General features: G+C 28.5%; 23 protein-coding genes. 14 read left to right on the forward strand and 9 right to left on the reverse strand.

What is annotated here, in order from left to right:
• Positions 1-7 precede the first annotated feature (7 nt).
• The 11 genes from efp (at position 8) to DAD81_RS11685 (ending at position 8,538) form a co-directional block, all read left to right on the forward strand.
• Positions 8-574, forward strand: coding sequence for an elongation factor P (efp, locus tag DAD81_RS11635; protein WP_111708440.1), 567 nt, complete (start codon positions 8-10; stop codon positions 572-574).
• A gap of 10 nt (positions 575-584) precedes the next feature.
• Positions 585-1,508, forward strand: coding sequence for a UDP-3-O-(3-hydroxymyristoyl)glucosamine N-acyltransferase (locus tag DAD81_RS11640; protein WP_111708441.1), 924 nt, complete (start codon positions 585-587; stop codon positions 1,506-1,508).
• 75 nt (positions 1,509-1,583) lie between these two features.
• A complete protein-coding gene (gene sucD / locus DAD81_RS11645; RefSeq protein ID WP_111708442.1) occupies positions 1,584-2,456 on the forward strand; it encodes a succinate--CoA ligase subunit alpha in 873 nt (290 codons plus the stop codon).
• 109 nt (positions 2,457-2,565) lie between these two features.
• Positions 2,566-3,120 (forward strand): TlpA family protein disulfide reductase, encoded by a 555-nt coding sequence (locus DAD81_RS11650; protein ID WP_111708443.1) that lies wholly within the window; start codon positions 2,566-2,568, stop codon positions 3,118-3,120.
• Positions 3,121-3,222: 102 nt separating this feature from the next.
• The gene (locus DAD81_RS11655) at positions 3,223-3,663 is read left to right on the forward strand and encodes a hypothetical protein (protein WP_111708444.1); all 441 of its coding nucleotides are present in this window, start codon (positions 3,223-3,225) and stop codon (positions 3,661-3,663) included.
• Between the two features lie 3 nt (positions 3,664-3,666).
• Positions 3,667-4,221, forward strand: coding sequence for a hypothetical protein (locus tag DAD81_RS11660; RefSeq protein ID WP_157961121.1), 555 nt, complete (start codon positions 3,667-3,669; stop codon positions 4,219-4,221).
• Positions 4,222-4,250: 29 nt separating this feature from the next.
• Entirely contained in the window at positions 4,251-4,805 is a 555-nt protein-coding gene (locus DAD81_RS11665) for an RNA polymerase sigma factor (protein ID WP_218939704.1), read from the forward strand.
• A 4-nt stretch (positions 4,806-4,809) separates the two neighbouring features.
• Entirely contained in the window at positions 4,810-6,162 is a 1,353-nt protein-coding gene (locus DAD81_RS11670; RefSeq protein WP_111708446.1) for an outer membrane beta-barrel protein, read from the forward strand.
• A gap of 151 nt (positions 6,163-6,313) precedes the next feature.
• Positions 6,314-7,549: a vWA domain-containing protein gene (locus DAD81_RS11675; RefSeq protein ID WP_111708447.1), complete on the forward strand. Its 1,236-nt coding sequence runs from the start codon at positions 6,314-6,316 to the stop codon at positions 7,547-7,549.
• Positions 7,550-7,634: 85 nt separating this feature from the next.
• The gene (locus tag DAD81_RS11680; RefSeq protein WP_111708448.1) at positions 7,635-8,024 is read left to right on the forward strand and encodes a hypothetical protein; all 390 of its coding nucleotides are present in this window, start codon (positions 7,635-7,637) and stop codon (positions 8,022-8,024) included.
• A gap of 76 nt (positions 8,025-8,100) precedes the next feature.
• Positions 8,101-8,538 carry a hypothetical protein gene (locus DAD81_RS11685; RefSeq protein WP_111708449.1) on the forward strand — a complete coding sequence of 146 codons (438 nt, stop codon included), beginning with the start codon at positions 8,101-8,103 and terminating at the stop codon, positions 8,536-8,538.
• Between the two features lie 79 nt (positions 8,539-8,617).
• Here DAD81_RS11685 and DAD81_RS21140 read toward each other — a convergent pair whose 3' ends face one another.
• The 9 genes from DAD81_RS21140 to DAD81_RS11725 form a co-directional block, all read right to left on the reverse strand.
• Entirely contained in the window at positions 8,618-8,752 is a 135-nt protein-coding gene (locus DAD81_RS21140; protein ID WP_262511275.1) for a hypothetical protein, read from the reverse strand.
• A 154-nt stretch (positions 8,753-8,906) separates the two neighbouring features.
• A complete protein-coding gene (locus DAD81_RS11690) occupies positions 8,907-10,094 on the reverse strand; it encodes an aspartate aminotransferase family protein (protein ID WP_111708450.1) in 1,188 nt (395 codons plus the stop codon).
• Positions 10,095-10,107: 13 nt separating this feature from the next.
• Entirely contained in the window at positions 10,108-11,733 is a 1,626-nt protein-coding gene (locus tag DAD81_RS11695; protein ID WP_245949244.1) for an OstA-like protein, read from the reverse strand.
• 201 nt (positions 11,734-11,934) lie between these two features.
• Positions 11,935-13,206 (reverse strand): adenylosuccinate synthase, encoded by a 1,272-nt coding sequence (locus tag DAD81_RS11700; protein WP_111708451.1) that lies wholly within the window; start codon positions 13,204-13,206, stop codon positions 11,935-11,937.
• Between the two features lie 16 nt (positions 13,207-13,222).
• A complete protein-coding gene (locus DAD81_RS11705; protein ID WP_111708452.1) occupies positions 13,223-13,666 on the reverse strand; it encodes a Fur family transcriptional regulator in 444 nt (147 codons plus the stop codon).
• Between the two features lie 102 nt (positions 13,667-13,768).
• Positions 13,769-15,985: a RelA/SpoT family protein gene (locus DAD81_RS11710; protein WP_111708453.1), complete on the reverse strand. Its 2,217-nt coding sequence runs from the start codon at positions 15,983-15,985 to the stop codon at positions 13,769-13,771.
• Between the two features lie 45 nt (positions 15,986-16,030).
• The gene (locus DAD81_RS11715; protein ID WP_111708454.1) at positions 16,031-17,263 is read right to left on the reverse strand and encodes a M48 family metallopeptidase; all 1,233 of its coding nucleotides are present in this window, start codon (positions 17,261-17,263) and stop codon (positions 16,031-16,033) included.
• Positions 17,264-17,280: 17 nt separating this feature from the next.
• Positions 17,281-18,084: a TrmH family RNA methyltransferase gene (locus tag DAD81_RS11720; protein ID WP_111708455.1), complete on the reverse strand. Its 804-nt coding sequence runs from the start codon at positions 18,082-18,084 to the stop codon at positions 17,281-17,283.
• A 24-nt stretch (positions 18,085-18,108) separates the two neighbouring features.
• Entirely contained in the window at positions 18,109-19,176 is a 1,068-nt protein-coding gene (locus DAD81_RS11725; protein ID WP_111708456.1) for a DUF3810 domain-containing protein, read from the reverse strand.
• 235 nt (positions 19,177-19,411) lie between these two features.
• On the opposite strand from DAD81_RS11725, the gene dnaB reads away from it, so the two are divergent.
• The 3 genes from dnaB (at position 19,412) to DAD81_RS11740 (ending at position 23,158) form a co-directional block, all read left to right on the forward strand.
• On the forward strand, positions 19,412-20,929 hold the full coding sequence (dnaB, locus tag DAD81_RS11730; protein WP_111708457.1) for a replicative DNA helicase: 1,518 nt from the start codon (positions 19,412-19,414) through the stop codon (positions 20,927-20,929).
• Positions 20,930-20,932: 3 nt separating this feature from the next.
• Positions 20,933-22,219, forward strand: coding sequence for an asparagine synthetase B (locus DAD81_RS11735; RefSeq protein ID WP_111708458.1), 1,287 nt, complete (start codon positions 20,933-20,935; stop codon positions 22,217-22,219).
• Between the two features lie 93 nt (positions 22,220-22,312).
• Positions 22,313-23,158: a transketolase gene (locus tag DAD81_RS11740; protein ID WP_111708459.1), complete on the forward strand. Its 846-nt coding sequence runs from the start codon at positions 22,313-22,315 to the stop codon at positions 23,156-23,158.
• Positions 23,159-23,217 lie beyond the last annotated feature (59 nt).

The following is a 23,217-nucleotide window of genomic DNA, read 5'->3' on the forward strand; positions in this document are numbered from 1 at the left end:
AAATATAATGGCAACAACATCAGATATTAGAAACGGTTTATGTATTAAACATAATAACGATATTTTTAAAGTAGTAGAGTTTTTACACGTAAAACCAGGAAAAGGACCTGCGTTTGTAAGAACAAAATTAAAAAGTTTATCCTCAGGAAAAGTGTTAGATAATACATTTCCAGCAGGTAGAAAAATTGAAGACATTAGAGTTGAAACTAGAAAATATCAATTTTTGTATCCAGAAGGTAATACGTTTCACTTTATGAATACAGATGATTACAATCAAATAACACTAGAAAAGGAAACTTTAGATAGTCCAGATTTATTAAAAGAAGGAGAAATTGTAACTGTAATATTTAATACAGAAGATGATATGCCTTTATCTGTTGATATGCCAGCAAGTGTTATTTTAGAAATTTCCCATACAGAACCAGGTGTAAAAGGAAACACAGCAACAAATGCTACAAAACCAGCTACTGTTGAAACTGGAGCTGAAGTTAATGTGCCTTTATTTATTAATGAAGGTGATAAAATTAAAATTGATACAGCTAAAGGAGCTTATCTAGAACGAGTTAAAGAATAAATTAGAAACTATGAAATTTCCCCGTAAGCATAGTTTAGAAGAGATTTCTAAACTATTAAATTTGAAATTTATTGGGTCAAAGGATTTTCCAATATTTGGTATTAATGAAATCCATGTGGTTGAAGAAGGGGATATTGTTTTTGTAGATCACCCAAAGTATTATGATAAAGCATTGAATTCTAATGCTACTGTAATATTGATTAATAAAAAAGTAGAATGCCCAAAAGGGAAAGCGCTTTTAATTTCAAAAGATCCTTTTTCGGATTTTAATAAATTAACGTTACATTTTAATTCATTTAAACCTTCAAATTTACCTATTGCTGAATCTGCAATAATAGGAACTGATACCATAATACAACCAAATGTATTTATTGGTAATAATGTAAAAATTGGAAACAACTGTCTTATTCACCCAAATGTTACAATATATGATAATTGTATTATAGGTAATAATGTAACTATTCATTCTGGAAGTATTTTAGGGGCTGATGCTTTTTATTATAAGAAAAGAGAAACAGGCTATGATAAGTTAATTTCTGGTGGAACTGTTGAAATTAAGGATAATGTTGATATTGGAGCTCTTTGTACAATTGATAGAGGTGTTTCTGGAATTACAACTATACATAAAGGAACAAAGTTAGACAATCAAGTTCAGGTAGGTCACGATACAATAATTGGTGAGAATTGCCTAATTGCATCTCAATCTGGAATTGCAGGTTGTGTAATTATTGAAGATGAAGTTACAATTTGGGGACAGGTAGGAACTAATAGTGGAATTACAATAGGAAAAGGAGCTGTTATTTTAGGGCAAACAGGAGTTACTAAATCTGTTAAAGGAGGAAAAACTTATTTTGGGACTCCAGTAGAAGAATCTAGAAAAAAATTGAAGGAAATGGCAGAGATTAGACAAATAATTAAAATGCAAAAAAATTAATGATTCTTCTGTTTTAATGGAATAAAAAATTAAATTTGTTATAAAAATACAGTTACACTTAAATATTACAATCAAATGAGCGTTTTAGTTAATAAAAATTCAAAAATAATAGTTCAAGGTTTTACTGGTAGTGAAGGTACTTTTCACGCCACACAAATGATTGATTATGGTACAAATGTAGTAGGTGGAGTAACTCCTGGTAAAGGAGGTCAATTACACCTAAATAAACCAGTATTTAATACTGTACAAGAAGCAGTTGATAAGGTAGCGGCAGACACATCAATTATTTTTGTTCCGCCAGCTTTTGCGGCTGATGCAATTATGGAATCAGCTTTAGCAGGAATTAAAGTAATTATTTGTATTACTGAAGGAATACCTGTTGCAGATATGGTTAAGGTAAAAGCTTATATTGAAAATAAAGATTGTAGATTAGTTGGTCCTAATTGCCCAGGTGTAATTACTCCTGAAGAAGCTAAAGTTGGTATTATGCCAGGATTTATTTTCAGAAAAGGAAATGTAGGAATTGTTTCAAAATCAGGAACACTTACTTATGAAGCCGCTGATCAAGTTGTAAAAAAAGGATATGGAATTACTACAGCAATTGGTATTGGAGGAGATCCTATAATTGGAACAACTACAAAAGATGCTGTAGAATTATTAATGAATGATCCAGAGACTGAATGTATTGTAATGATAGGTGAAATTGGAGGTCAATTAGAGGCAGAGGCAGCAAAATGGGTGAAAGAGACTGGAAATAAAAAACCGGTTGTAGGATTTATTGCTGGTCAAACGGCTCCAAAAGGTCGTACTATGGGACATGCAGGGGCAATTGTTGGAGGTAAAGATGATACTGCTCAAGCAAAAATGAAAATTTTAAGAGAAAACGGTATTTATGTTGTAGATTCTCCTGCTAAAATTGGTGATAAAGTTGCTGAAATCTTAGGTTAAGTAACAATTAAATAAAATTATAAAAAAAAACCTTTGAATTTCAAAGGTTTTTTTAGTTATAAAATGTAAGTAGATAATAGAATCTCCTACTAAAAGACGAAAAAATATAATGAATTTTAAATTTAACAAAAAATCAATTTCAAATATTGTTTTCATTTTAGTGATTGCAACTTTACTTTATCCACCTTCAAAAGAGTGGGTTCTGCGTCAAATTGCATTTTCACCTTCCGTTAATGTTGAAAGTACAAACAATATAGGTGACTATAATTGGGAACTAAAAGGACTGAATACAAAAAGTTTAAACTTAAAAGATCTTGAAAACCGAGTTGTTTTTGTAAACTTTTGGGCTACTTGGTGTCCTCCTTGTAGAGCTGAAATGCCCATGATACAAGAATTATATAATGATTATAAGGATAAAATTGATTTTATTTTTGTGACAAATGAAAATTTGGAAACAGTAAATAAATTCTTTAAAAAGAATAATTACAACCTACCTGTTTTTAATTCTATAGGTTTACCTCCGAGTAAGTTAACTGAAACAAATAGTATTCCGGCCACTTATTTAATTGATAAAAAAGGTAATATTGTTATAAATGAAGTTGGCTCTGCAAATTGGAATAGTAAAAAAGTTCGAAAAATTATTGATGAATTATTAACAGAATAATTTACAATCTTTTGTAGCGTTTTTATAAGGTTCAACGTATTAGTTATAGGATGTAGATTTTAAAGCATTCTAATAGTTCTAATTCGATTTAAATTTTATAAAATGAAGAACATTACCATAATAACCGTATTTTTATTAACCCTAGTGTCTTGTGATTTAAAAGATGATTGTGGAGCTTGTTTTACTCCTCCAAGACAGTTTAATTTTGAATTTTCTGATAAAGATTCAGGAGAAGATTTATTTGATAATGGAACCTTTAACATTGATGATGTAAAAATTACAGATGAAGAGGATAAAAATGTTACGTTTGAGGTAGTTTTGTATAATGATAGTTTTATTGTTTCAATAAATTCAATAGGATGGGAGTTAGAGCCAAAAACATATACAATTCAATTAAATGATGATACTCCAATAGTTTTTGACTTAGATATGAACACTGCAAGTGATAATTGTTGTTCATATTTTGAAGTAGAAAATTTTGAACTCTATGATTATGAATATTCAGAATCTAATACTACTGGTATTATTCAAGTAAAAATTTAATAAATGAAAATAAAATTATATATTCTATTTGTAAGTTGTTTTACAATGCTATTCTCTATTTCTTGTAGCTCTGATGATGCTGGAGAGACAATGGATAGTGTTTATATGCCGTCAGACGTTAATAATTCTATAAGACAAGATGAAGATTTTTTAGAATTTGTGAGTGCTAAATTACGTATTAATGAAGAGGTTTTTAATTCACTGGAAAAAAACAGATTAAATGAATTAGTAAAAGGAGATGATTATAAAATTAACTTTGTAAAACGAGAAGGAGATTTTATTCAAATTAATTTGTCCTATAGTGGTGGTTGTCAAAATCATAGTTTTGAACTTATTTGGGATGGGAAAGTTTATATAGATGATCCTTGTCATATGAATTTTATATTACTTCACGATGGTAATAATGATGATTGTGAAGCTTATATTACAGAGACAATAACAATAAATTTAGATGCACTTGTAGGAAATGTTTCGTATAAAAATGATTGTTCGTATTATATATTTAGTACTTATAATTCCAATAAAAATGCAGATGCGATAGTAAGAGGGATGAATTAGTTTAAATTTAAGATTAGGTTGGTTCAATTTTGGAGCAAGAAAAAAGTAAAAATATATTTTTAGAAAATATCCTAAAAAAATGTAAAGACGGAAGTGTATTACATCAAGAGATGTTATACAAACATTTTTACGGGTATGCTTTAAGTATTTGTAGGCTTTATACTTATAATAATGATGATGCAATAACTATTTTAAATGATAGTTTTTTAAAAGTATTTTCAAGTATTGAAAAGAAAGGTTATAATGATTCTGTGCCATTTAAAAATTGGTTAAGAAGAATTTTAATAAATACTGCAATTGATAATTATAGAAAAAATTTGAAACATACAAATCATTCAGATATTGATGAGGTAATTACAGTTGAAGCAGATATTAATATTATTGAAGATTTAACCGTTCAAGATATTTTAAAATTGTTAGATCAACTGCCAGAAATTCAAAGACTTGTTTTTAACATGTATGAAATTCAAGGGTTTAGTCATAAAGAAATTTCTGTAAAATTAGATATAGGTGAGAGCAGCTCAAGAGTGTTCTTAACCAGAGCAAAGAAAAAATTAAGGGTTTTAATAGGAAAAAACTTTTAAAACAATGGAAGATAAATTCGATAAAATATTAAGTAATAAAATAAAGGATCTTGTAGAGAACAACGAGGTACCTTATAACCCAGAGCACTGGGACATGTTACTTGCTAAAAAAAATAAAAATAAAAAACGTGCTTTTTTATTTTGGAGATATGCAGCCATTGTTTTATTTGGTCTATTTGCTGGAGGATTGGGAAAATATTTATATGACAATTTAGGAATAATAAAAAATGAAAACCAAGAAATTATTTTTGATACTAAAAATGATTCTTTAAGAATAGACTCTTTAAAAAATAATTTAAATATTAAAATTACCTCAATTGGTAATGATAGCTTGGTAAATTTAAACACTACTATTGCCAAAACTGATAGTACATTAATTAATAGAGCAAAAAGAAAGAAATCAGAAAAACAACCTTTTATTCTCGATAAAAGCTTAGAGAAAGTTGCTGAGAATACAGTTCAAAAAGAAAAAAAAATTATTCAAAATATTGAAAAAAAGGAACACGTTATTAAGAGTAATGTTGCTTTTAAAAATGATTTAATTGTTAATAAAGATTTTAATAGCAGAAAAGATTCAATTAGTAATAAAGTTGAGTTAGCTGTAAATGAGTTAGAGAAAAAGAAAGATTCCTTAAATTTTAAAGAAGAATTGTTAGCTCAAGTAGAAGAGGAAATATTAGATGTAAAATCTAACCAGAAAAGAATAAAGTTAGGTATTGGTTTATCTCCTATTTTAGATTATTATCAAGAGAATGAAAGTTCTAACGTTGGGTTTTCCGGAGGTGTAATTGTTGAAATTCCTTTAACAAAAAGGTTTAATATTAATACAGGAGTATATTATGCAGATCAAAAGCTGGATTTAAATAATGCAACAAATTATTTAGCAGATGGGGTTAGCGCTAAAGAATCTAAGCAGGTTGTAAATAAAGAGGCAGTAATTAAAGGAGTGGAAATACCATTAAATATTAAATATAATTTTAATATAAACGATAGTCAAGTGTTTGTTTCGGCGGGAATTTTATCTACATCTTATATAAAAGAAAATATTGAATCTGAGTTTTTAGTTAATAGTAGAACAGAGGCTAAAATTAAAGATGCTTTTGGTAATAATATAATTCAATATGGTTTGGTTCAATTATCTGAAAAATCTGTCATTGAAAATGATTCAAATGGATTTAATTTTGCGAATGCTTTAAATTTTTCAATTGGTATAGAATTACCCATAAATGAGAAACGGCAATCAATAATTATTGAACCATACTTCAAATATTCCTTGCAAACGGTAACTCAACAAAAAATAGATTTAAACAGTGCAGGTGTGCATTTACGTTATAATTTTGGTTTTAAATTTAAATAAATAATTTTTTTTGTAGCGTTTTGTATCTTTCATACGTAACGTATATAATAGGTTAATAATTTAAATTTTTACAATTAATTACAAAAATTATAGAATCTTACTGCTTGCTTAAAACGCAAGCAGTGATTTTATAAAATTCAAAACAAACACTATGAAAATTATAAATTTTAAGTTTTTAGGGAAAATTGCTTCTTTTTTAATGTTATTTCTTTTTTTAATAATTACTTCTTGTGACAATGATATTAATGATGTTGAATCAGATGTAATTAAAGACGGTGACGGTGAATTATATTCATCGGATAGTACTATAAAAGCTGGAGGAGGTTCAGGAACGGAAGGTCAAGGAAATGGTAATAATTCTGGTTTGGTAACTGCAGGAGAATGGAACGATTTGAATAATTGGGATTTTTGGACTAATATTTTAAATGAAAACGATTATTTTAAACATGTAGATTATTGGAGTTTTTATACAAAAAATAGAATTTCAGTCCTATTGAAAAATAATAACACTCCGGTTATTAATGCTGTTGTAGAGTTAAAGTTAAATAATGAGATAGTTTGGAAAAGTATGACTGATAATTTGGGGAAAACAGAATTATTTATTGGATTATATAATAATGAAATAGTTTCAGATTTAAGTAATTACAAACTGTTTATAAATAATGTTGAAAAATCTACAACTTTAAAGTTTAAGAGTGATGGAGATGTTGAAATTGAGGTTGGTAATTCTCAAAACAATAGTTCTAATAAAGTAGAATTAGCATTTATTGTTGATGCTACAGGTTCTATGAGTGATGAATTAGAGTTTTTAAAAGACGATTTAAAAGATGTAATTGAGCGTGTTGAACAAAACAATTCAACATTGGATGTTTTAACAGGAACAGTTTTTTATAGAGATATAGATGATGAGTATTTAGTGAAATCGTCTGGTTTTTCTGGAGATATTTCATATACATTAAATTATATTAATGAACAATCGGCTAGTGGTGGAGGTGATTTTCCAGAAGCCGTTCACACAGCACTAAACGAAGCTATTAATGAATTACAATGGTCAACAAATTCTAAAACTAGAATTGCCTTTTTACTTTTAGATGCACCACCACATTATACGCCAGAAATAGTTGATAACTTGCACAATTTAATTTCAAAAAGTGCTGAAAAAGGGATTAAAATTATTCCAATTACAGCAAGCGGAATTAATAAAGAAACAGAATTTTTAATGCGTTTTTTCTCTGTAAGTACTAATGGAACTTATGTTTTTATAACCAATGATAGCGGTATTGGGAATGAACATTTAGAAGCTAGTGTTGGAGAGTATGAAGTAGAAAATTTAAATGATTTATTGGTTAGATTAATTGATAAATATTCTAATTCTGCTAGTTTTTAAGCTTTTCCTATTTTATTAATAAATCAATAGTTTCTAGTTAAACTAGTATAAGAGGCTTTTTAGTTAATAGGGTTAACATATAAATATGAAAAATATAATATTAAGTATTTTAGTACTATCAGTTTTTTTTAGTTGTTCTAATGATGATGAAAGTTTAAATGATAATTTAGTTGGAAATTGGAACTGGAAGAGTTCTTCGGGGGGAATTGCAGGTATTACAGAAACACCTGAAACTACAGGAAATACTATAAATCTTGAAATTACAAAAGATTCTATATTTAATTATTTGAATGGTACTTTGAGTGGTAAAACAGCATATACTATTGAAACAAAGGAGTCGCTTTTATTTAATGAAATGTCTGATATGATAATTCGAGAGAATGGATTTAGACAAATTATTAATATTAGTAAAGATCAATTAATATTGGTTGGAGATTGTTATGATTGTTTTTCAAGTGAATATGTTAAAGAATAAAAATAGAATTAAATTTATAATAATTAAAGATATATAAGTGTATAAAAACAATAAATATTTTAAATAAAAGACATCAATGAAAAATTACATTTGGATTGCATTAATTATTGGTTTATTTATTTCTTGTGATTCAAACGAAGAATTGGAAAATGATACTATTATTTATGGTTTAGTTAAAATGAGTGGTAGAACTATTGATTCTGAAACTACTGGAGCTGAGATGGAATGGCAAGAAAATATTTGTTTTTATAGTGACGGAACATTTAAAAAATTACGTATTATTGATGATGAAATTATTGAGGCATCAGGAACGTATATCAATATAGTTATTGATAATGAAGAATTCTATGAACTCACATATAACTCTGATAATACTTTAATTGCTAGTTGTTTAGGAGGGTTGAAAGAACAACTTAAAGTTATAAATAGTTTTAGTTTAAAAGGAACCTGGAGTTATTGTGATGGGCCTAGTTTGGAATATAATCAAATGATAACTTGCAGCACTCTAAACTAAATATAATATGAGTTTATGAAAAAAACCTATAAAATTAATTTATAGGTTTTAGTTAAATTTTCATAAGAATTATTTTTAATTATGAAGTATATAAACTATATCTTCTGAATCTGTTCCATTGAATTCTTTTAGTTTTACTAAAGTTTACAATTAGTGCTTTTCGTTTTTTTACTTCTTTTTTTAATTGTTGTTTTGTTAAATTTAGAGCTTTCATAATAATGGTTTTTAAACTGTTATTGTTACTTAAATGACGTACATAATTTAAGTTTGTTACTCTAATATGTATAGCATAGTACTATATTAACAATTATTTAACCTGAAACTAGTAAATTTTAGTGGTAATGTTAATGAAAAGTTAATAGCAAAGATTAATAATCTACTAGAACCTCATTCATTGTCTCAATAATAATATTACACCCTTTATATATTTCATCATATGAAATTGTAAGTGGTGGAGTAATTCTAATAGCTTTACTTTCAAATAAAAGCCAGTAAAGAAGTAATCCTTTATCAATACATTTTAAGATTATTTTAGAAGCAATTTCAGGAGTTTCAACAATTGCAGCAAGCATTAATCCTTTACCTCTAATTTCTGAAATAAGAGGGTGAATTAATAATTTTTTAATAAGTTTTTCTTTTTCTAAAGATTGCTCCATTAAATTAGAATTTACCAATTCTGATAATGTAGCTTTTCCAGCAGCAGCAATTACTGGATGACCACCAAAGGTAGTTATATGGCCTAATTTAGGATTTTGTTGTATACAACTCATAATTTCTTTGGAAGTTATAAATGCTCCTATTGGCATTCCTCCTCCAAGTCCTTTTCCTGTAACAATTATGTCTGGAATAGCATTGTAATTTTCAAAACCAAAGAATTTTCCTGTTCTACCAATTCCAGATTGTATTTCATCTAAGATTAAAAGAGCTCCAACTTTATTACATTTTTCTTGAACCTTTTTTAAATATTCATTTTTTGGTTCAATAAATCCAGCACCTCCTTGTATTGTTTCTAATATTACACCTGCTGTATTGGTTGTAATTTTATCAATATCTACAACATTATTAAATTCAATAAATCTAATTCCTGGTATTAAAGGTCTAAAAGCACTATTTTGTTCTTCAGCACCACAAACACTCATTGATCCTTGTGTATTACCGTGATACCCATTTTTAGCAGCTATAATTTCAGTTCTTCCTGTAAATCTTTTGGCTAGTTTTAAAGCACCTTCTGTTGCTTCTGTTCCTGAATTTGTTAAGTAAACAGATTCAAAATTATCAGGTGTGTTTTCAATAAGAATTTTACAAAGATCTACTTGTGGTTTTTGAATAAATTCGCCATAAACCATTACATGGGTATATTGATCTACTTGATCTTTTATCGCTTTAGATATAATAGGATTACTATGACCTAGAGTATTAGCCGAAACTCCAGCAATAAAATCTAAATATTCTTTATTATTTGAATCGTAAACATAAGATCCTTTAGCACTAGAAACCTCAATAGCTAATGGGTGAGGACTAGTTTGTGCTAGGTATTTTAAAAAGTCGTTTTTCACTTTAATTACTGTATTACTTTTTTAATGGAGGTTTTTTAGTAGGTCTTGAAGGTTTCTGCTTAGGTTTTGGATTACCTGTTTTTTTAACTTCTTTTTCCTTATTTTTAGGAGATTTCTCTTTGGTGTCTTCCAAAGGTTTGTCCTTAATAAAAATATCATCTTTAGTAAGTGGTCTTTCATTTTCTCTCCAAACAAAACCATTTAGGAGTTTTTGATCTTCACTTAATTTTTCAAATTCTGAAGGAGGGTAAGTAGTCCCAGAAATCATTTGAAAATAATCTATACTTTTTAAATCGTTGTTTTCTAAAAGTATTAAAATATTTTTACTGCACTGCTTTTTATCAATTCCAAATAACTCATCATCTTCACTTCTTAAAAAGAATAAAGTTTCACTATTTCCAACTGCATCAAGAGAAATTAGGCTGTTGTCTTTAAACTTTCCAAACATATTTTTCCCTTTAAGTTGGCTATAGCCAGCAGAATCTTTTTTTACCATAAATCCATTATTTCTAACATATAATGAATCTAATTGCTCAGTTAATTTATTTGAAACAAATTGTATAGTATCTCCTGTAATTTGACTGCCTTCTGCCCATAATACTGGATTAATAAATAGTTTGGTGATTCCCGTTTTTTCTTCCGTAATTAATGAATCACATTTAGCCTGAATATTAGATTTAAATATTTTTACTCTTTTAAAAGCTTTAATTAATCTATCTTCAACTTTACCAGTAACCATTAGTTTGTCTCCATGAATGTAAATTGAATCATTTTCTAAAGCAGATATGGCAACAGCTCGGTCAGTTACATAAACAGAGTCTTTGTTTTTAAAATATTCAGCATATCCACCTCTAATAACAGAGTCATTAACGGTGTCTAATACTATAATGTTTCCAGTAGCTGAAGCATATTCAGTATTTCTATTGTAATATAAACTGTCTCCCGCTATGGTTCTATCACCATAAAATATTTTAGAATTATCTAAAAAATGAGAGATATTTGTTTTAGAATTATGATGCCCTTTTTCTGTATAAATAGAATTTTCAGCACTTGTAATAGTTGTAGGACCATAAACATCTGCAACACCAGTTTTAGTGAAATAATCTAGTCTTTCAGAAACTAATTTACTATCTCTGTTTGTTACATCAACATGATTAAAAGCTTGAAATTTATTGGTTCTTAAATAATAATTACCCAATTTACTTTTAAGAAGGTTTGTAGTATCTTTTATAGTTCCTCCGCAATTATAATATAAATGTTGATTTTCTCTATCAAAAAAAAGTGTGTCGGTTTTAAGAATCATTAATTCATCTTTCAAAACAACATCGCCCCAAGAGGTAGCTAATTTTTTTTCACCATCATAATCTACATATTTACTATATTGAGTTATTGTATCACCTTGATTGATAATAACATTACCCATAGCTTTTATTAACTTTTGGTCTTGATATATGTAGGCTTTATCACAACGCAGAGTAGCTCCTTCGTGCTCAATAAAAACATTTCCTAAAGATACAATTGCACCAGGATATCTAGGGTCAACCATAGTATTATCGGCTTTTAAGATTTTAATTTTTTTGGATTGAGTAAATCCTTTAAAACTAAATAACACCAATAATATTAAAAAAATATTTTTCAAGATTTAGAAATTTAAACACAAAACTAACGAAAAAGTAGTTTGTAAATTATAATACTGTGTTAAAAAAAACTGTCTAAAAAGTATAATCTTCGTCAACCTAATTTTTTTAGGTTTTCATAGTGATTGATAATCAATATGAAAATATTCTGAAACAAGTTCAGAATGACGATTTGTATTACTTTTTAGACAGCCTTGTTATTGTTATCTCATTATTGTTTGTTTTCTATCAGGTCCCACTGAAACTATTTTAACTGGAACGCCAACAAAATCTTCAATAAATGCAATATATTCTATTAATTCTTTTGGTAATGTATCTGCAGAAGTCATAGAAGTTAAATCTTCAGACCAACCTTTAAACTCTGTATAATTAGGTGATACGTTGTGAGCTTCAATGTTGTATGGTAAATGATCTACTTCTTGTCCTTTATAATTGTATGAAGTACAAACTTTTAATGTATCAAATCCTGATAAAACATCACCTTTCATCATCATTAGTTGTGTAACACCATTAATATCAACTGCATATTTTAATGCAATTAAATCTAACCATCCACATCTTCTAGGACGGCCTGTCGTTGCACCAAATTCATGACCAACTCTAGACATTGTTTCTCCATCTTCATCAAATAATTCAGTAGGAAAAGGTCCAGAACCTACACGTGTAGTATAAGCTTTAAAAATCCCGAATACTTCACCAATTTTGTTTGGAGCAACACCTAAACCTGTACAAGCTCCTGCTGCTGTTGTTGTAGAAGAAGTAACAAAAGGATAGGTACCAAAATCAACATCAAGTAAAGATCCTTGAGCACCTTCTGCTAAAACAGTTTTACCATTTTTAATAGCGTTATTCATATACTCCTCACTATCAATAAATGTAAGATTTTTTAATTCAGATACTGCTTGAAAAAATTCAGCTTCAAGTTCTTCTAAATTATATTCAAGTTTCACATCAAAGAAATCAATCATTTTAATGTGTTTTTTAGCAAGTGCTTCGTAACGTTCTTTCCAATCAGTTAATTCTAAATCTCCAATACGCATACCATTTCTACCAGTTTTATCCATATAAGTTGGACCAATACCTTTTAATGTAGAACCAATTTTAGCTTTTCCTTTTGAAGCTTCACTAGCAGCATCCAATAACCTATGGGTAGGTAATATTAAATGAGCTTTTCTTGAAATTAATAATTTAGTTTTAAAATCTAGATTAAATTTTGCTAAATTATCTAATTCTTTTTTAAATATTACAGGGTCAATTACAACGCCATTTCCAACAACGTTTACTGCATTTTCGTGAAATATTCCTGAAGGAATAGTATGTAGAACGTGTTTATGTCCATCAAAAATTAAAGTATGCCCAGCGTTAGGTCCGCCTTGAAAACGAGCAATAATATCATAATTTGAGGTAAGGACATCCACAATTTTTCCTTTTCCCTCATCTCCCCATTGTAATCCTAATAATAAATTTACAGCCATGTTGCTTTTTAATATGTTAATTGTTGTTTTGTTTTTTAGTTCCGTAGAAATATAGTGAGTGATTGTGAATCTCTATATTAAAAGTTTCTTCAATCGTTTTTTTTATAGTTTGAACTCGCGGATCACAAAATTCAATAACTTCACCAGTATCAGTTAATATAACGTGATCATGTTGTTTATCGAAGTATGATTTTTCGTAGTGTGCTTGGTTTTTTCCAAATTGGTGTTTTCTAACCAAGCCAGACTCTAAAAGTAATTCTATAGTATTGTACAAAGTTGCTCTACTAACTCTATAATTTTTATTTTTCATTTGAATATAAAGGGATTCAATATCAAAATGATCATTTAAATCATAGATTTCTTGAAGAATTGCAAAACGTTCAGGTGTTTTTCTGTGATTATTGGTTTCCAGAAATTTAACAAAAACAGTTTTTACAATTTTCTGATTTTCACTACTCATAAAATTGCTTTTTATAATTGAAAACTAAACAACAAAGTTAGCTTTATTTTTTTTATAATGTACTTGAAAATGTTATAATTATTAACTTTAATTGTGAATAAATTAGTATTTGTAAATTCTATCAACCTTATCAACACCTTCAATTTTTTTAATACTATCACTAATTTTTTGAAGTTGTGTTTTGTTTTTCACACTTACTGTAACTTTACCTTCAAATATTCCATTATCACTGGAGATATTAATATTATGAATATTAACACTCATATTTGTTGAAATAATACGAGTTATTTCATTTACCATCCCAACATTATCCACACCATGAATTTTAATAATAGCTCTAAATTCTTGTTTTGTAGAATCTATCCATTTAGCCTCAATTATTCTATAAGCATAATTAGCTTGTAGGCTAATTGCATTTGGGCAATCTTTTTTATGAATTTTAATTCCGTCGTTAATAGTAATAAAACCAAATACTTTATCTCCAGGAATGGGATTACAACATTGCGACATTTTATAATCCAATTGTTCTTCTTCTTTTCCAAAAACCAAAGAATCAAAATTATCTATAACTTCATCTTTGTCTAATAATTCTGCATTTGGTTTACGTTTTATCCTATTTTTAAAGAAATTAACAAAAGCATTATTTCTTTGAGTTATAAATTCTTTTAATTGCGTATTGTCAATAGATCCATTACCCATTCGGTAAAATAAATCTAAACTTGTTTTAAGTTTAAAAAATACAACTAGCTCATTTACAACTTTTTCAGTTAAAGTTATTTTTAGATGACGCAGTTTTCTGGTAAGAATTTCTTTCCCCTCTTCAGCAATGTTTTTCTGATCTTCGTTAAGCGCATTTTTAATTTTAGTACGTGCTCTTGCTGTTTTTACAAAATCTAACCAGCCAACGTTTGGTTTTTGATTTTTAGCAGTAATTATTTGAACTTGATCACCACTCTTTAAAATATGACTTATAGGTTTTAATTTTCCATTAATTTTTGCTCCTCTACAATTCATACCTACTTGAGTATGAATGGAAAAAGCAAAATCTAAAGCAGTTGCATGTCTTGGTAATGCTTTTAATTCTCCTTGCGGAGTAAAAACATAAATTTCTTTTGAATATAGATTTAGTTTAAAATTCTCAACAAAATCTACGGCATTACTATTTGGGTTTTCTAAAGAATCTTTAATTTTATTTAACCAATCATCTAATCCGTTTTCACGTTCATTACTATTTTTATATTTATAATGTGCCGCATAACCTTTTTCAGCAATTTCATCCATTCTTTCCGAACGAATTTGAACTTCAACCCATCTACCCATTGGTCCCATTACAGTAATATGTAAAGATTCATAACCAGTAGATTTTGGTTGACTAATCCAGTCTCTTAACCTGCTGGGGTTTGGTCTAAAATGATCAGTTACAATTGAATAAATTTTCCAAGCATCAAACTTTTCCTTTTTAATGGTTGATTTATAAATTATTCTAATAGCAAATTTGTCATAAATTTCATCGTAAGCAACACCTTGAGAAAGCATTTTTTTACGAATAGAATAAATAGATTTCCTTCTACCTTTAATAGTGTATTTAAAATTTTCTTCATCTAAAGAAGATTTTATGGTATTGGTGAAAGTATCTATATAATTAAGATGCTCTTCTTTACTTTGGGTTATTTGATTTGAAATATCTTTATAAACTTCTGGCTCTGTGTATTTTAACCCTAAATTTTCAAGTTCAGTTTTAATATTGTACAATCCTAAACGATGCGCTAATGGAGCGTATATGTATAATGTTTCAGAAGATATTTTAAGTTGTTTATGATATGGCATTGCATCCATAGTTTGCATATTGTGCAATCTATCGGCAATTTTTATTAATATTACTCTAACATCATCATTTAAAGTAAGAAGCATTTTTCTGAAATTCTCAGCTTGTACAGAGTCGTCTTGATCCTTTTTTAAATGAGAAATTTTGGTTAATCCATTTACAATTCGAGCTACATTTTCGCCAAATAATCGTTCAATATCTTCTAAAGTATATTCAGTATCTTCTACAACATCATGTAAAAGTGCAGCAACAATTGAAGTTGTATCTAGGCCAATTTCATAAGCTACAATTTTTGCAACAGCAATTGGGTGAAAAATATATGGTTCACCTGTTTTTCTCCTCTGTTTTTTATGAGCTTCAAGGGCAATATCAAAAGCTTTTCTAATTTCTTTTTTATCTGCATCTGTAAATGTTTGGTACGCGCCTTTAAGCAAATCTTTATATCGTTTTGCTATTTCTTTATTCTCTTCTTCTGGGCTTAAGTTGTAACTCATCGTTTAAAAGTAGAATTTTTTTATTCAGAAAACAATGCTAAAAGTTTATTTTTTTAAGTTTAGAATTCTAGCCAATAATGTTGGATGTGAATAATTAATTTTAACATACAGATTACTAGGCGTTAAATTACTTAAGCTGTTTTTTGATAATTTTTTTAAAGCTGAAATTAATGCATCAGAATTGTAATGAAATTTGGCGTAATCATCTGCCTGATACTCAAATTTTCGAGACAAGATATTCATTAATAAACTAGTAATTTCTGAAATTGGACTGTACAATATACCAAAAGCTATTAAGCCAATATGAAAACTTGTGGTTTCAACACCCAATGCTTGAGAAAGCATTTCATTACCTATTAATAAGGATAAAATATAAAATGTAAAACCGGTTAAAATTAAAGATAATGTTAAGTTATAAATGATATGATTTTTTTTATAATGTCCAATTTCATGTGCTAATACTGCAACTATTTCTTTAATATCTAAATCGTTAATTAGAGTGTCGTAAAGAGTTACTCTTTTCTGAGCTCCGAATCCTGAAAAATAAGCATTAGCTTTAGATGATCTTTTTGAGCCATCAATAACAAATACATTGTTAAGCTTAAAACCAACTTTTTTTCCAAAATTGTCAATTTCGGTTTTTAATTCTCCATCTTCAAGAGGTGTTTGCTTATTGAAAATAGGAACAATAATTTTTGAATAGAATAAATTCATAAATATTGTGAAAAAAGCTATTAAGCCCCAAGCATATAACCAAAAATTCACTGTGGTTATTTGATAAAACCAGGTTAAAAGTGCTAAAATACCTCCACCAAGTAGTATCATCATAAACCAACCTTTAATTTTATCAAGAATAAAAGTTTTTATGGTAGATTTATTGAAGCCGTATTTTTCTTCAATTACAAAAGTTTTATAATAGGCTAAGGGAGTGTTTAAAATGTCACTAGCAAAAAATATTATACCAAAAAATAAAAGGGTAATAAGGATAGTGTTTTCTGAAATATTTCTAGCAATTGAATCTACAAAAGCAAATCCATCAAATAAAAAGAATAAAACAGTAATTATAATTGAAAAAGAGCTAGTTAAAAGTGAAAATTTATAATTCTCTTTTTTGTAAGCTTGTGATTTTAGATATTCTTCATCATTATAAATACCTTCTAAAGCTTGTGGAATTTTATCATTAAAATGTTTCGCATTATTTGCATTTAGAATAGTGTCAAATGCAAATTTCACAATAATTAATCCAATTAATATATAAAAAATTAGTTCTGGAGTCATCAATATTTAAGTTTAAATTATGTTAAGCGCTGTCTTACAGCTTCAAATAAAATTACTGCTGCGCTTACTGAAACATTCATAGAGTCAATAGCTCCACGCATAGGAATAATAATATTTTTTGTGGTGTTTTTTAGCCAGTCATCAGTTAATCCAGTAGCTTCTGTACCAACAATTATTGCTGAAGGTTCTTTAAAATTAATTGTTTCATATGCAACGGAAGCGGTTAATGCGGCTCCATACATATTAATATTATTTTCTTTTAAAAAATCTATTATTTCTAAAGAAGTTCCTGTAGCAATTTTAGTTGTAAATAAACATCCAACGCTAGATCGGATAATATTTGGATTGTACATATCTGTTTTTGGGTTTGCAATAAAAACAGCATCAATTCCTGCAGCATCGGCAGTTCTTAATAAAGCACCTATATTTCCTGGTTTTTCTGGAGCTTCAGCAACAAGTATAAGTGGGTTTTCATTTTTAAATTTAATATTTAAAAGCGATAAATCTTTAAAATTAGCAATAGCTATAATTCCTTCAGTTGAGGCTCTTGTCGCTAATTTTTGATATACTTCACTAGAAATTTCAATAACTTCAATATCATATGTAATTGTTTCCAATAACGTGTTGAATAAGCTTTTTTCAACAACAGAGAAATCAACTAAAATGGTGTTAATTTTATAATCTCCTTTAACTGCTAAAGAAATTTCACGCAAACCTTCAATTAAAAAAGTTTTTGTTTTTTTTCTTAATCTAGACTTCTCCTTTAATTGAGCAAGTTCTTTTATAAGTGGATTATTTGTACTTGAAATAAGTTTGTGCATATTGCAAAAATAATGGATAATAGTCTATAATGATTCCGTTTTATAGTAATTTATTAATAAAACTACCATTTTACTATATCCTTGTATACCGTCCTTTTGTTTATTTGCCTTTAGGAAATTATCATAAAACGATTTAAAATATTTTTCAGTCCAATTATTGTAGTTTAACCAGAATTGTTGGTTTTGCTTAAAGTCTTTTAAAATTCCCTTATTCATTAAAGATTTCATTTCCTCAAAACTATTAGGGTCTTTTCTATAAACTTCAGAAATACAATATCTAAGTGCCATTAAATAACCCGAATAATTAAAGTAAATGTCTTTTGAATGTGTAGAAGCTAAAAAACCAATAAAATTAGCTTCACTTTCAGACGCATATCCTACTTGGTGGGCAATTTCATGGCAAACAGTAGCTGGATAGTTGTTTTTTAAAATTAAAGAATTTACTTGAGCTTCATTTGTTAATGGATTTATATATCCTGCAAATCCCATATAGGTAAGCGGAATACTAAAAATAGAATGTTTTATAGATGGGTTTTTATAAGAAAATTGATTGTATTTTTTTGCCAATTCATCATATGCTAAAGGTGCATTTGCTTTAATTTCTTTCTTAGATAAATTATTTTCAAAAAGTATAGAATCATTTTTAACTAGTGATTTATGAACATCATTTGTTTTTTTAATTAATTTTTTTGTAAAATGTATTAGTTCTTCATTTGAATAATCAATTGTTGAAATATTTAAAGTTTGATTAACAGGCTGTCTAAAATAATTTAATGCCCAATTAAAATGGAAAAAGAAAAATAAAATTGAGATTGTTGCTCCTAAATTAAAAAAAGTCTGTTTTAATTCCTTATATTTAAATAGATTAACTACTATTTTTAATAGAATAAAAAATATAATAACATAAAGAATATCTCCAATTGAAAAAGGTAGCCAACCAACTAAGATTCTATAAAATCTTGAAATATAAATGTAAAATCCGTTAGAATAATACCTTTCAATAAAACTAGGATATTGAGCTACAAGTTGAATGAAAGCCCATTGCATTACTAATAAGAAAGTTAATATTTTTGGGGTCTTATTTGAATTCATTTGTCAAAAATAAGAAATTATTTTCCACTAAATTCAATAACAATAGTTATTAACAAAAAAGGTACTTGTTAACAAATAATGTGTAAATAAAGTTAAAATATTGATGCAGTTTTGAGTATTAAAAATTTACATTTGCCATATCAAAAAATAATACGATTATATTGTTTATATTAAAAAGAGAAGACAATTTTTTTATATAAATCATAGTTTAATAAATAAAGGATTAATAAATAAAGTGAAAAACGCGCAACCTATACCAGCCAAGAAATTTAAAAAAAGTTCTGTAATTAATTTAGAGAAGGGTAAATTACCTCCTCAAGCAGTTGATTTAGAGGAAGCTGTATTGGGCGCAATGATGATTGATAAAAAAGGGGTGGATGATGTAATTGATATTTTACATCCAGAAGCTTTTTATAAAGAAACACATCAACATATTTATGAAGCTATTTATACGTTGTTTCAAAATTCTGAACCAACTGATTTACTTACGGTTGCAAATCAATTAAGAAAAAGCGGGAAACTTGAATTAGTTGGGGGAGATTTTTATTTAATTGGTTTAACACAAAAAGTTGCTTCATCTGCACATATAGAATTTCACGCAAGGATTATTCTTCAAAAATATATTCAACGAAAATTAATTTCAATTTCGGCTGAAATTATTGAAGAAGCGTATGATGAAACCGTAGATGTTTTTGATTTATTAGATGATGCAGAAACTAAATTATTTGAAGTAACTCAAGGAAACTTAAAGAAGGGGTCTGAAGACGCTCAAGGTCTTGTAAATCAAGCGATAAAGAAGATTCAGGAAATTTCTAATCAAAGTGGAATGAGTGGTGTAGCTACTGGTTTTACACGTTTAGATGAATTAACATCTGGTTGGCAACCATCTGATTTAGTGATTTTAGCTGCACGTCCTGGTATGGGGAAAACAGCCTTTGTAATGTCTATGGCAAAAAATATGGCTATAGAGTTTGGAACTCCTGCAGCAATATTTTCGTTAGAGATGTCTTCTGTACAGCTTATTACTCGTATGATTTCAAGTGAAACTGGAATTTCATCGGGTAAATTAAGAAAAGGAAACTTGGAGCCACATGAATGGGAGCAGTTAAATGTTAAAGTTAAAAACTTATCAAACGCACCTATTTTTATTGATGATACACCTTCCTTATCAATTTTTGATTTACGTGCAAAAGCCCGTCGTTTGGCATCACAACATGGAATTAAGATAATTATTATTGATTATTTACAATTAATGACAGCGGGTAGTGCTGCAAACGGAAACAGAGAACAAGAAATCTCTATGATTTCTCGAAATTTAAAAGCATTAGCAAAAGAATTAAACATACCGGTAATTGCACTTTCTCAGTTATCACGTGCTGTTGAAACTCGAGGAGGAAGTAAAAGACCTTTATTATCAGATTTACGTGAATCTGGAGCAATTGAGCAAGATGCAGATATTGTATCATTTATTTTTAGACCTGAGTATTATGGTATTACAGAGTGGGATGATGAAGAAAGAACGCCTTGTGAAGGTCAGGCAGAATTTATTGTAGCAAAACACCGTAACGGTGGTTTAGAAAATATTAGATTAAAATTTATTGGGCATTTAGCATTATTTGCAGATTTAGATGATGGTTTTGGAAATGAGTTTCATTCAAAAATGAATAGTGAAATTTCTGAAAGTAATTTTGCCAATCCTGAAGACGCATTTGGTGCAGCTGATAATTTAGACGATGGCGGTGTACCATTTTAATATATGAATATAAAAAAGACATTATTATTTATTAAAAAAGCGTTACTTATTTTTGTAGTGCTTTTTTCGCATTCAACATATGCTTCGTTTATTTTAATACCAATGGACGATGTTACTCAAACAAATCATTTAAAAGCCTATGGAATCACTTATTGGTCTCTTAATGAAGGGTATAAAGCTCAGTGGTTGTTAAATTATGAAGGAGGCTCTTTTTTATTAGAGGATACTGAAAAAACGAGAAATGAATGTAAAATTAGAGGGGTGTTTTTTGAAATTATTTCAGATACAGAAGCAGCTAATATATTACAAGAAATTAGTAGCCCTTCCAAAAATATGGAAGCTGTTCTATTGGAAAAAGCACCAAAAATTGCAGTTTACTCTCCAAAAGGAAAAATGCCTTGGGATGATGCCGTAACTATGGTTTTAACTTACGCTGAAATTCCATTTGATGTTGTTTATGATGAAGAAGTTTTAGAAGATAAGTTATTGTTATATGAATGGTTGCATTTACACCACGAAGATTTTACGGGTCAATATGGAAAATTCTATGGAGCCTATAAAACTGCTCCTTGGTATATAGAACAAAAAACATCGTCAGAAGAATTAGCAACAAAATTGGGCTATTCAAAAGTATCACAAGAAAAATTAGCAGTTTCATTAAAAATTAGAGATTTTGTTGTGGGCGGTGGTTTTATGTTTGCAATGTGCTCAGCAACAGATAGTTTTGATATAGCATTATCAGCTGAAGGAGTGGATATTTGTGAAGCAATGTTTGATGGTGATCCTTCAGAAAAAGATTATGAGGATAAAATAGATTATAATAAAACATTTGCATTTAAAGATTTTTCTTTAGTTAGAAACCCTAGTGAATATGAGTTTTCTTCAATTGATATGACAAGTAAAAGACGGGAAATTAAACGAACTGCAGATTATTTTGAATTGAAAGAATTTTCAGCCAAATGGGATCCTGTGCCTACAATGTTATGTCAAAATCATACTTCATTGGTAAAAGGGTTTATGGGACAAACAACTTCTTTTGAACGTAGCTCAATTAAATCAAATGTATTGGTTTTGGGAGAAATTAAATTGAATCAAGAAGCTCGTTATATACATGGAGTAAAAGGGAAAGGGATGTTTACATTTTATGGAGGTCACGATCCAGAAGATTATCAACATAGAGTTGGAGACCCTAAAACAGAATTAGATTTGCACCCAAACTCTCCTGGTTATAGGCTTATTTTAAATAATGTTTTATTTCCTGCTGCAAAAAAGAAAAAGCAAAAAACATAATAGTTAAAGACAGGTTTAGAAGTTTAACGGCAAAAATAATTGTGTCATAATACTAAAATAGTATTTTTGTGTTAGTTAATAAAAAATAAATAAATGTCAACTACAAAAGAACTGCAAGATTTTGCTCAGCAAGTGAGAAGAGATATTGTAAGAATGGTTCACGCTGTTAAATCTGGGCATCCTGGAGGATCTTTAGGGTGTAATGAGTTTTTAACTGTTTTGTATCAAGATGTAATGGTTCATTCAACTGAATTTTCTATGAACGGTGAAAATGAAGATATTTTCTTTTTATCAAACGGACATATTTCTCCAGTATTTTATAGTGTTTTGGCAAGAAGTGGTTATTTTCCAGTTGAAGAATTAGCAACTTTTAGATTATTAAATTCTCGTTTACAAGGGCATCCAACTACTCATGAAGGATTGCCAGGAATTAGAATGGCTTCAGGATCTTTAGGACAAGGAATGAGCGTTGCTATTGGAGCAGCTCAAGCAAAAAAACTAAATGGAGACGATAAATTAATTTATTCATTGCACGGAGATGGAGAGTTGCAAGAAGGTCAAAATTGGGAAGCGATTATGTATGCAGCTGGTAAAAATGTGGATAATTACATTGCTACGATAGATTATAATGGACAACAAATTGATGGTTCAACGGATCACGTTATGCCAATGGGAGATTTAAAAGCTAAATTTGAAGCTTTTGGTTGGATTGTTTTAGAAGTTGAAAAAGGAAATGATATTGATAGTATTAAGGCTGGTTTGGCTGAGGCAAAATCATTAACAGGGAACGGAAAACCTATTTGTATTCTATTAAAAACAGAAATGGGTAATGGTATTGATTTTATGATGTATACTCATGCTTGGCATGGAAAAGCACCTAGTGATGCTCAATTGGAAAATGCATTAAGTCAAAACCCTGAAACTTTGGGGGATTATTAAATAGATACTAAAAAAGTTAACCAAAGTTATAATTAAAATGTACGCATTTATATTATAAC

It is taken from the genome of Lutibacter citreus, assembly GCF_003260195.1.
In the GTDB taxonomy this organism is placed as follows: Bacteria; Bacteroidota; Bacteroidia; order Flavobacteriales; family Flavobacteriaceae; genus Lutibacter; species Lutibacter citreus.

Bases quoted from the DNA above. Each gene is read 5' to 3' on its own strand.
- efp (WP_111708440.1), top strand. From the start codon at position 8: ATGGCAACAACATCAGATATTAGAAACGGTTTATGTATTAAACATAAT.
- DAD81_RS11640 (WP_111708441.1), top strand. From the start codon at position 585: ATGAAATTTCCCCGTAAGCATAGTTTAGAAGAGATTTCTAAACTATTA.
- sucD (WP_111708442.1), top strand. From the start codon at position 1,584: ATGAGCGTTTTAGTTAATAAAAATTCAAAAATAATAGTTCAAGGTTTT.
- DAD81_RS11650 (WP_111708443.1), top strand. From the start codon at position 2,566: ATGAATTTTAAATTTAACAAAAAATCAATTTCAAATATTGTTTTCATT.
- DAD81_RS11655 (WP_111708444.1), top strand. From the start codon at position 3,223: ATGAAGAACATTACCATAATAACCGTATTTTTATTAACCCTAGTGTCT.
- DAD81_RS11660 (WP_157961121.1), top strand. From the start codon at position 3,667: ATGAAAATAAAATTATATATTCTATTTGTAAGTTGTTTTACAATGCTA.
- DAD81_RS11670 (WP_111708446.1), top strand. From the start codon at position 4,810: ATGGAAGATAAATTCGATAAAATATTAAGTAATAAAATAAAGGATCTT.
- DAD81_RS11675 (WP_111708447.1), top strand. From the start codon at position 6,314: ATGAAAATTATAAATTTTAAGTTTTTAGGGAAAATTGCTTCTTTTTTA.
- DAD81_RS11680 (WP_111708448.1), top strand. From the start codon at position 7,635: ATGAAAAATATAATATTAAGTATTTTAGTACTATCAGTTTTTTTTAGT.
- DAD81_RS11685 (WP_111708449.1), top strand. From the start codon at position 8,101: ATGAAAAATTACATTTGGATTGCATTAATTATTGGTTTATTTATTTCT.
- DAD81_RS21140 (WP_262511275.1), bottom strand. From the start codon at position 8,752: ATGAAAGCTCTAAATTTAACAAAACAACAATTAAAAAAAGAAGTAAAA.
- DAD81_RS11700 (WP_111708451.1), bottom strand. From the start codon at position 13,206: ATGGCTGTAAATTTATTATTAGGATTACAATGGGGAGATGAGGGAAAA.
- DAD81_RS11705 (WP_111708452.1), bottom strand. From the start codon at position 13,666: ATGAGTAGTGAAAATCAGAAAATTGTAAAAACTGTTTTTGTTAAATTT.
- DAD81_RS11710 (WP_111708453.1), bottom strand. From the start codon at position 15,985: ATGAGTTACAACTTAAGCCCAGAAGAAGAGAATAAAGAAATAGCAAAA.
- DAD81_RS11715 (WP_111708454.1), bottom strand. From the start codon at position 17,263: ATGACTCCAGAACTAATTTTTTATATATTAATTGGATTAATTATTGTG.
- DAD81_RS11720 (WP_111708455.1), bottom strand. From the start codon at position 18,084: ATGCACAAACTTATTTCAAGTACAAATAATCCACTTATAAAAGAACTT.
- DAD81_RS11725 (WP_111708456.1), bottom strand. From the start codon at position 19,176: ATGAATTCAAATAAGACCCCAAAAATATTAACTTTCTTATTAGTAATG.
- DAD81_RS11735 (WP_111708458.1), top strand. From the start codon at position 20,933: ATGAATATAAAAAAGACATTATTATTTATTAAAAAAGCGTTACTTATT.
- DAD81_RS11740 (WP_111708459.1), top strand. From the start codon at position 22,313: ATGTCAACTACAAAAGAACTGCAAGATTTTGCTCAGCAAGTGAGAAGA.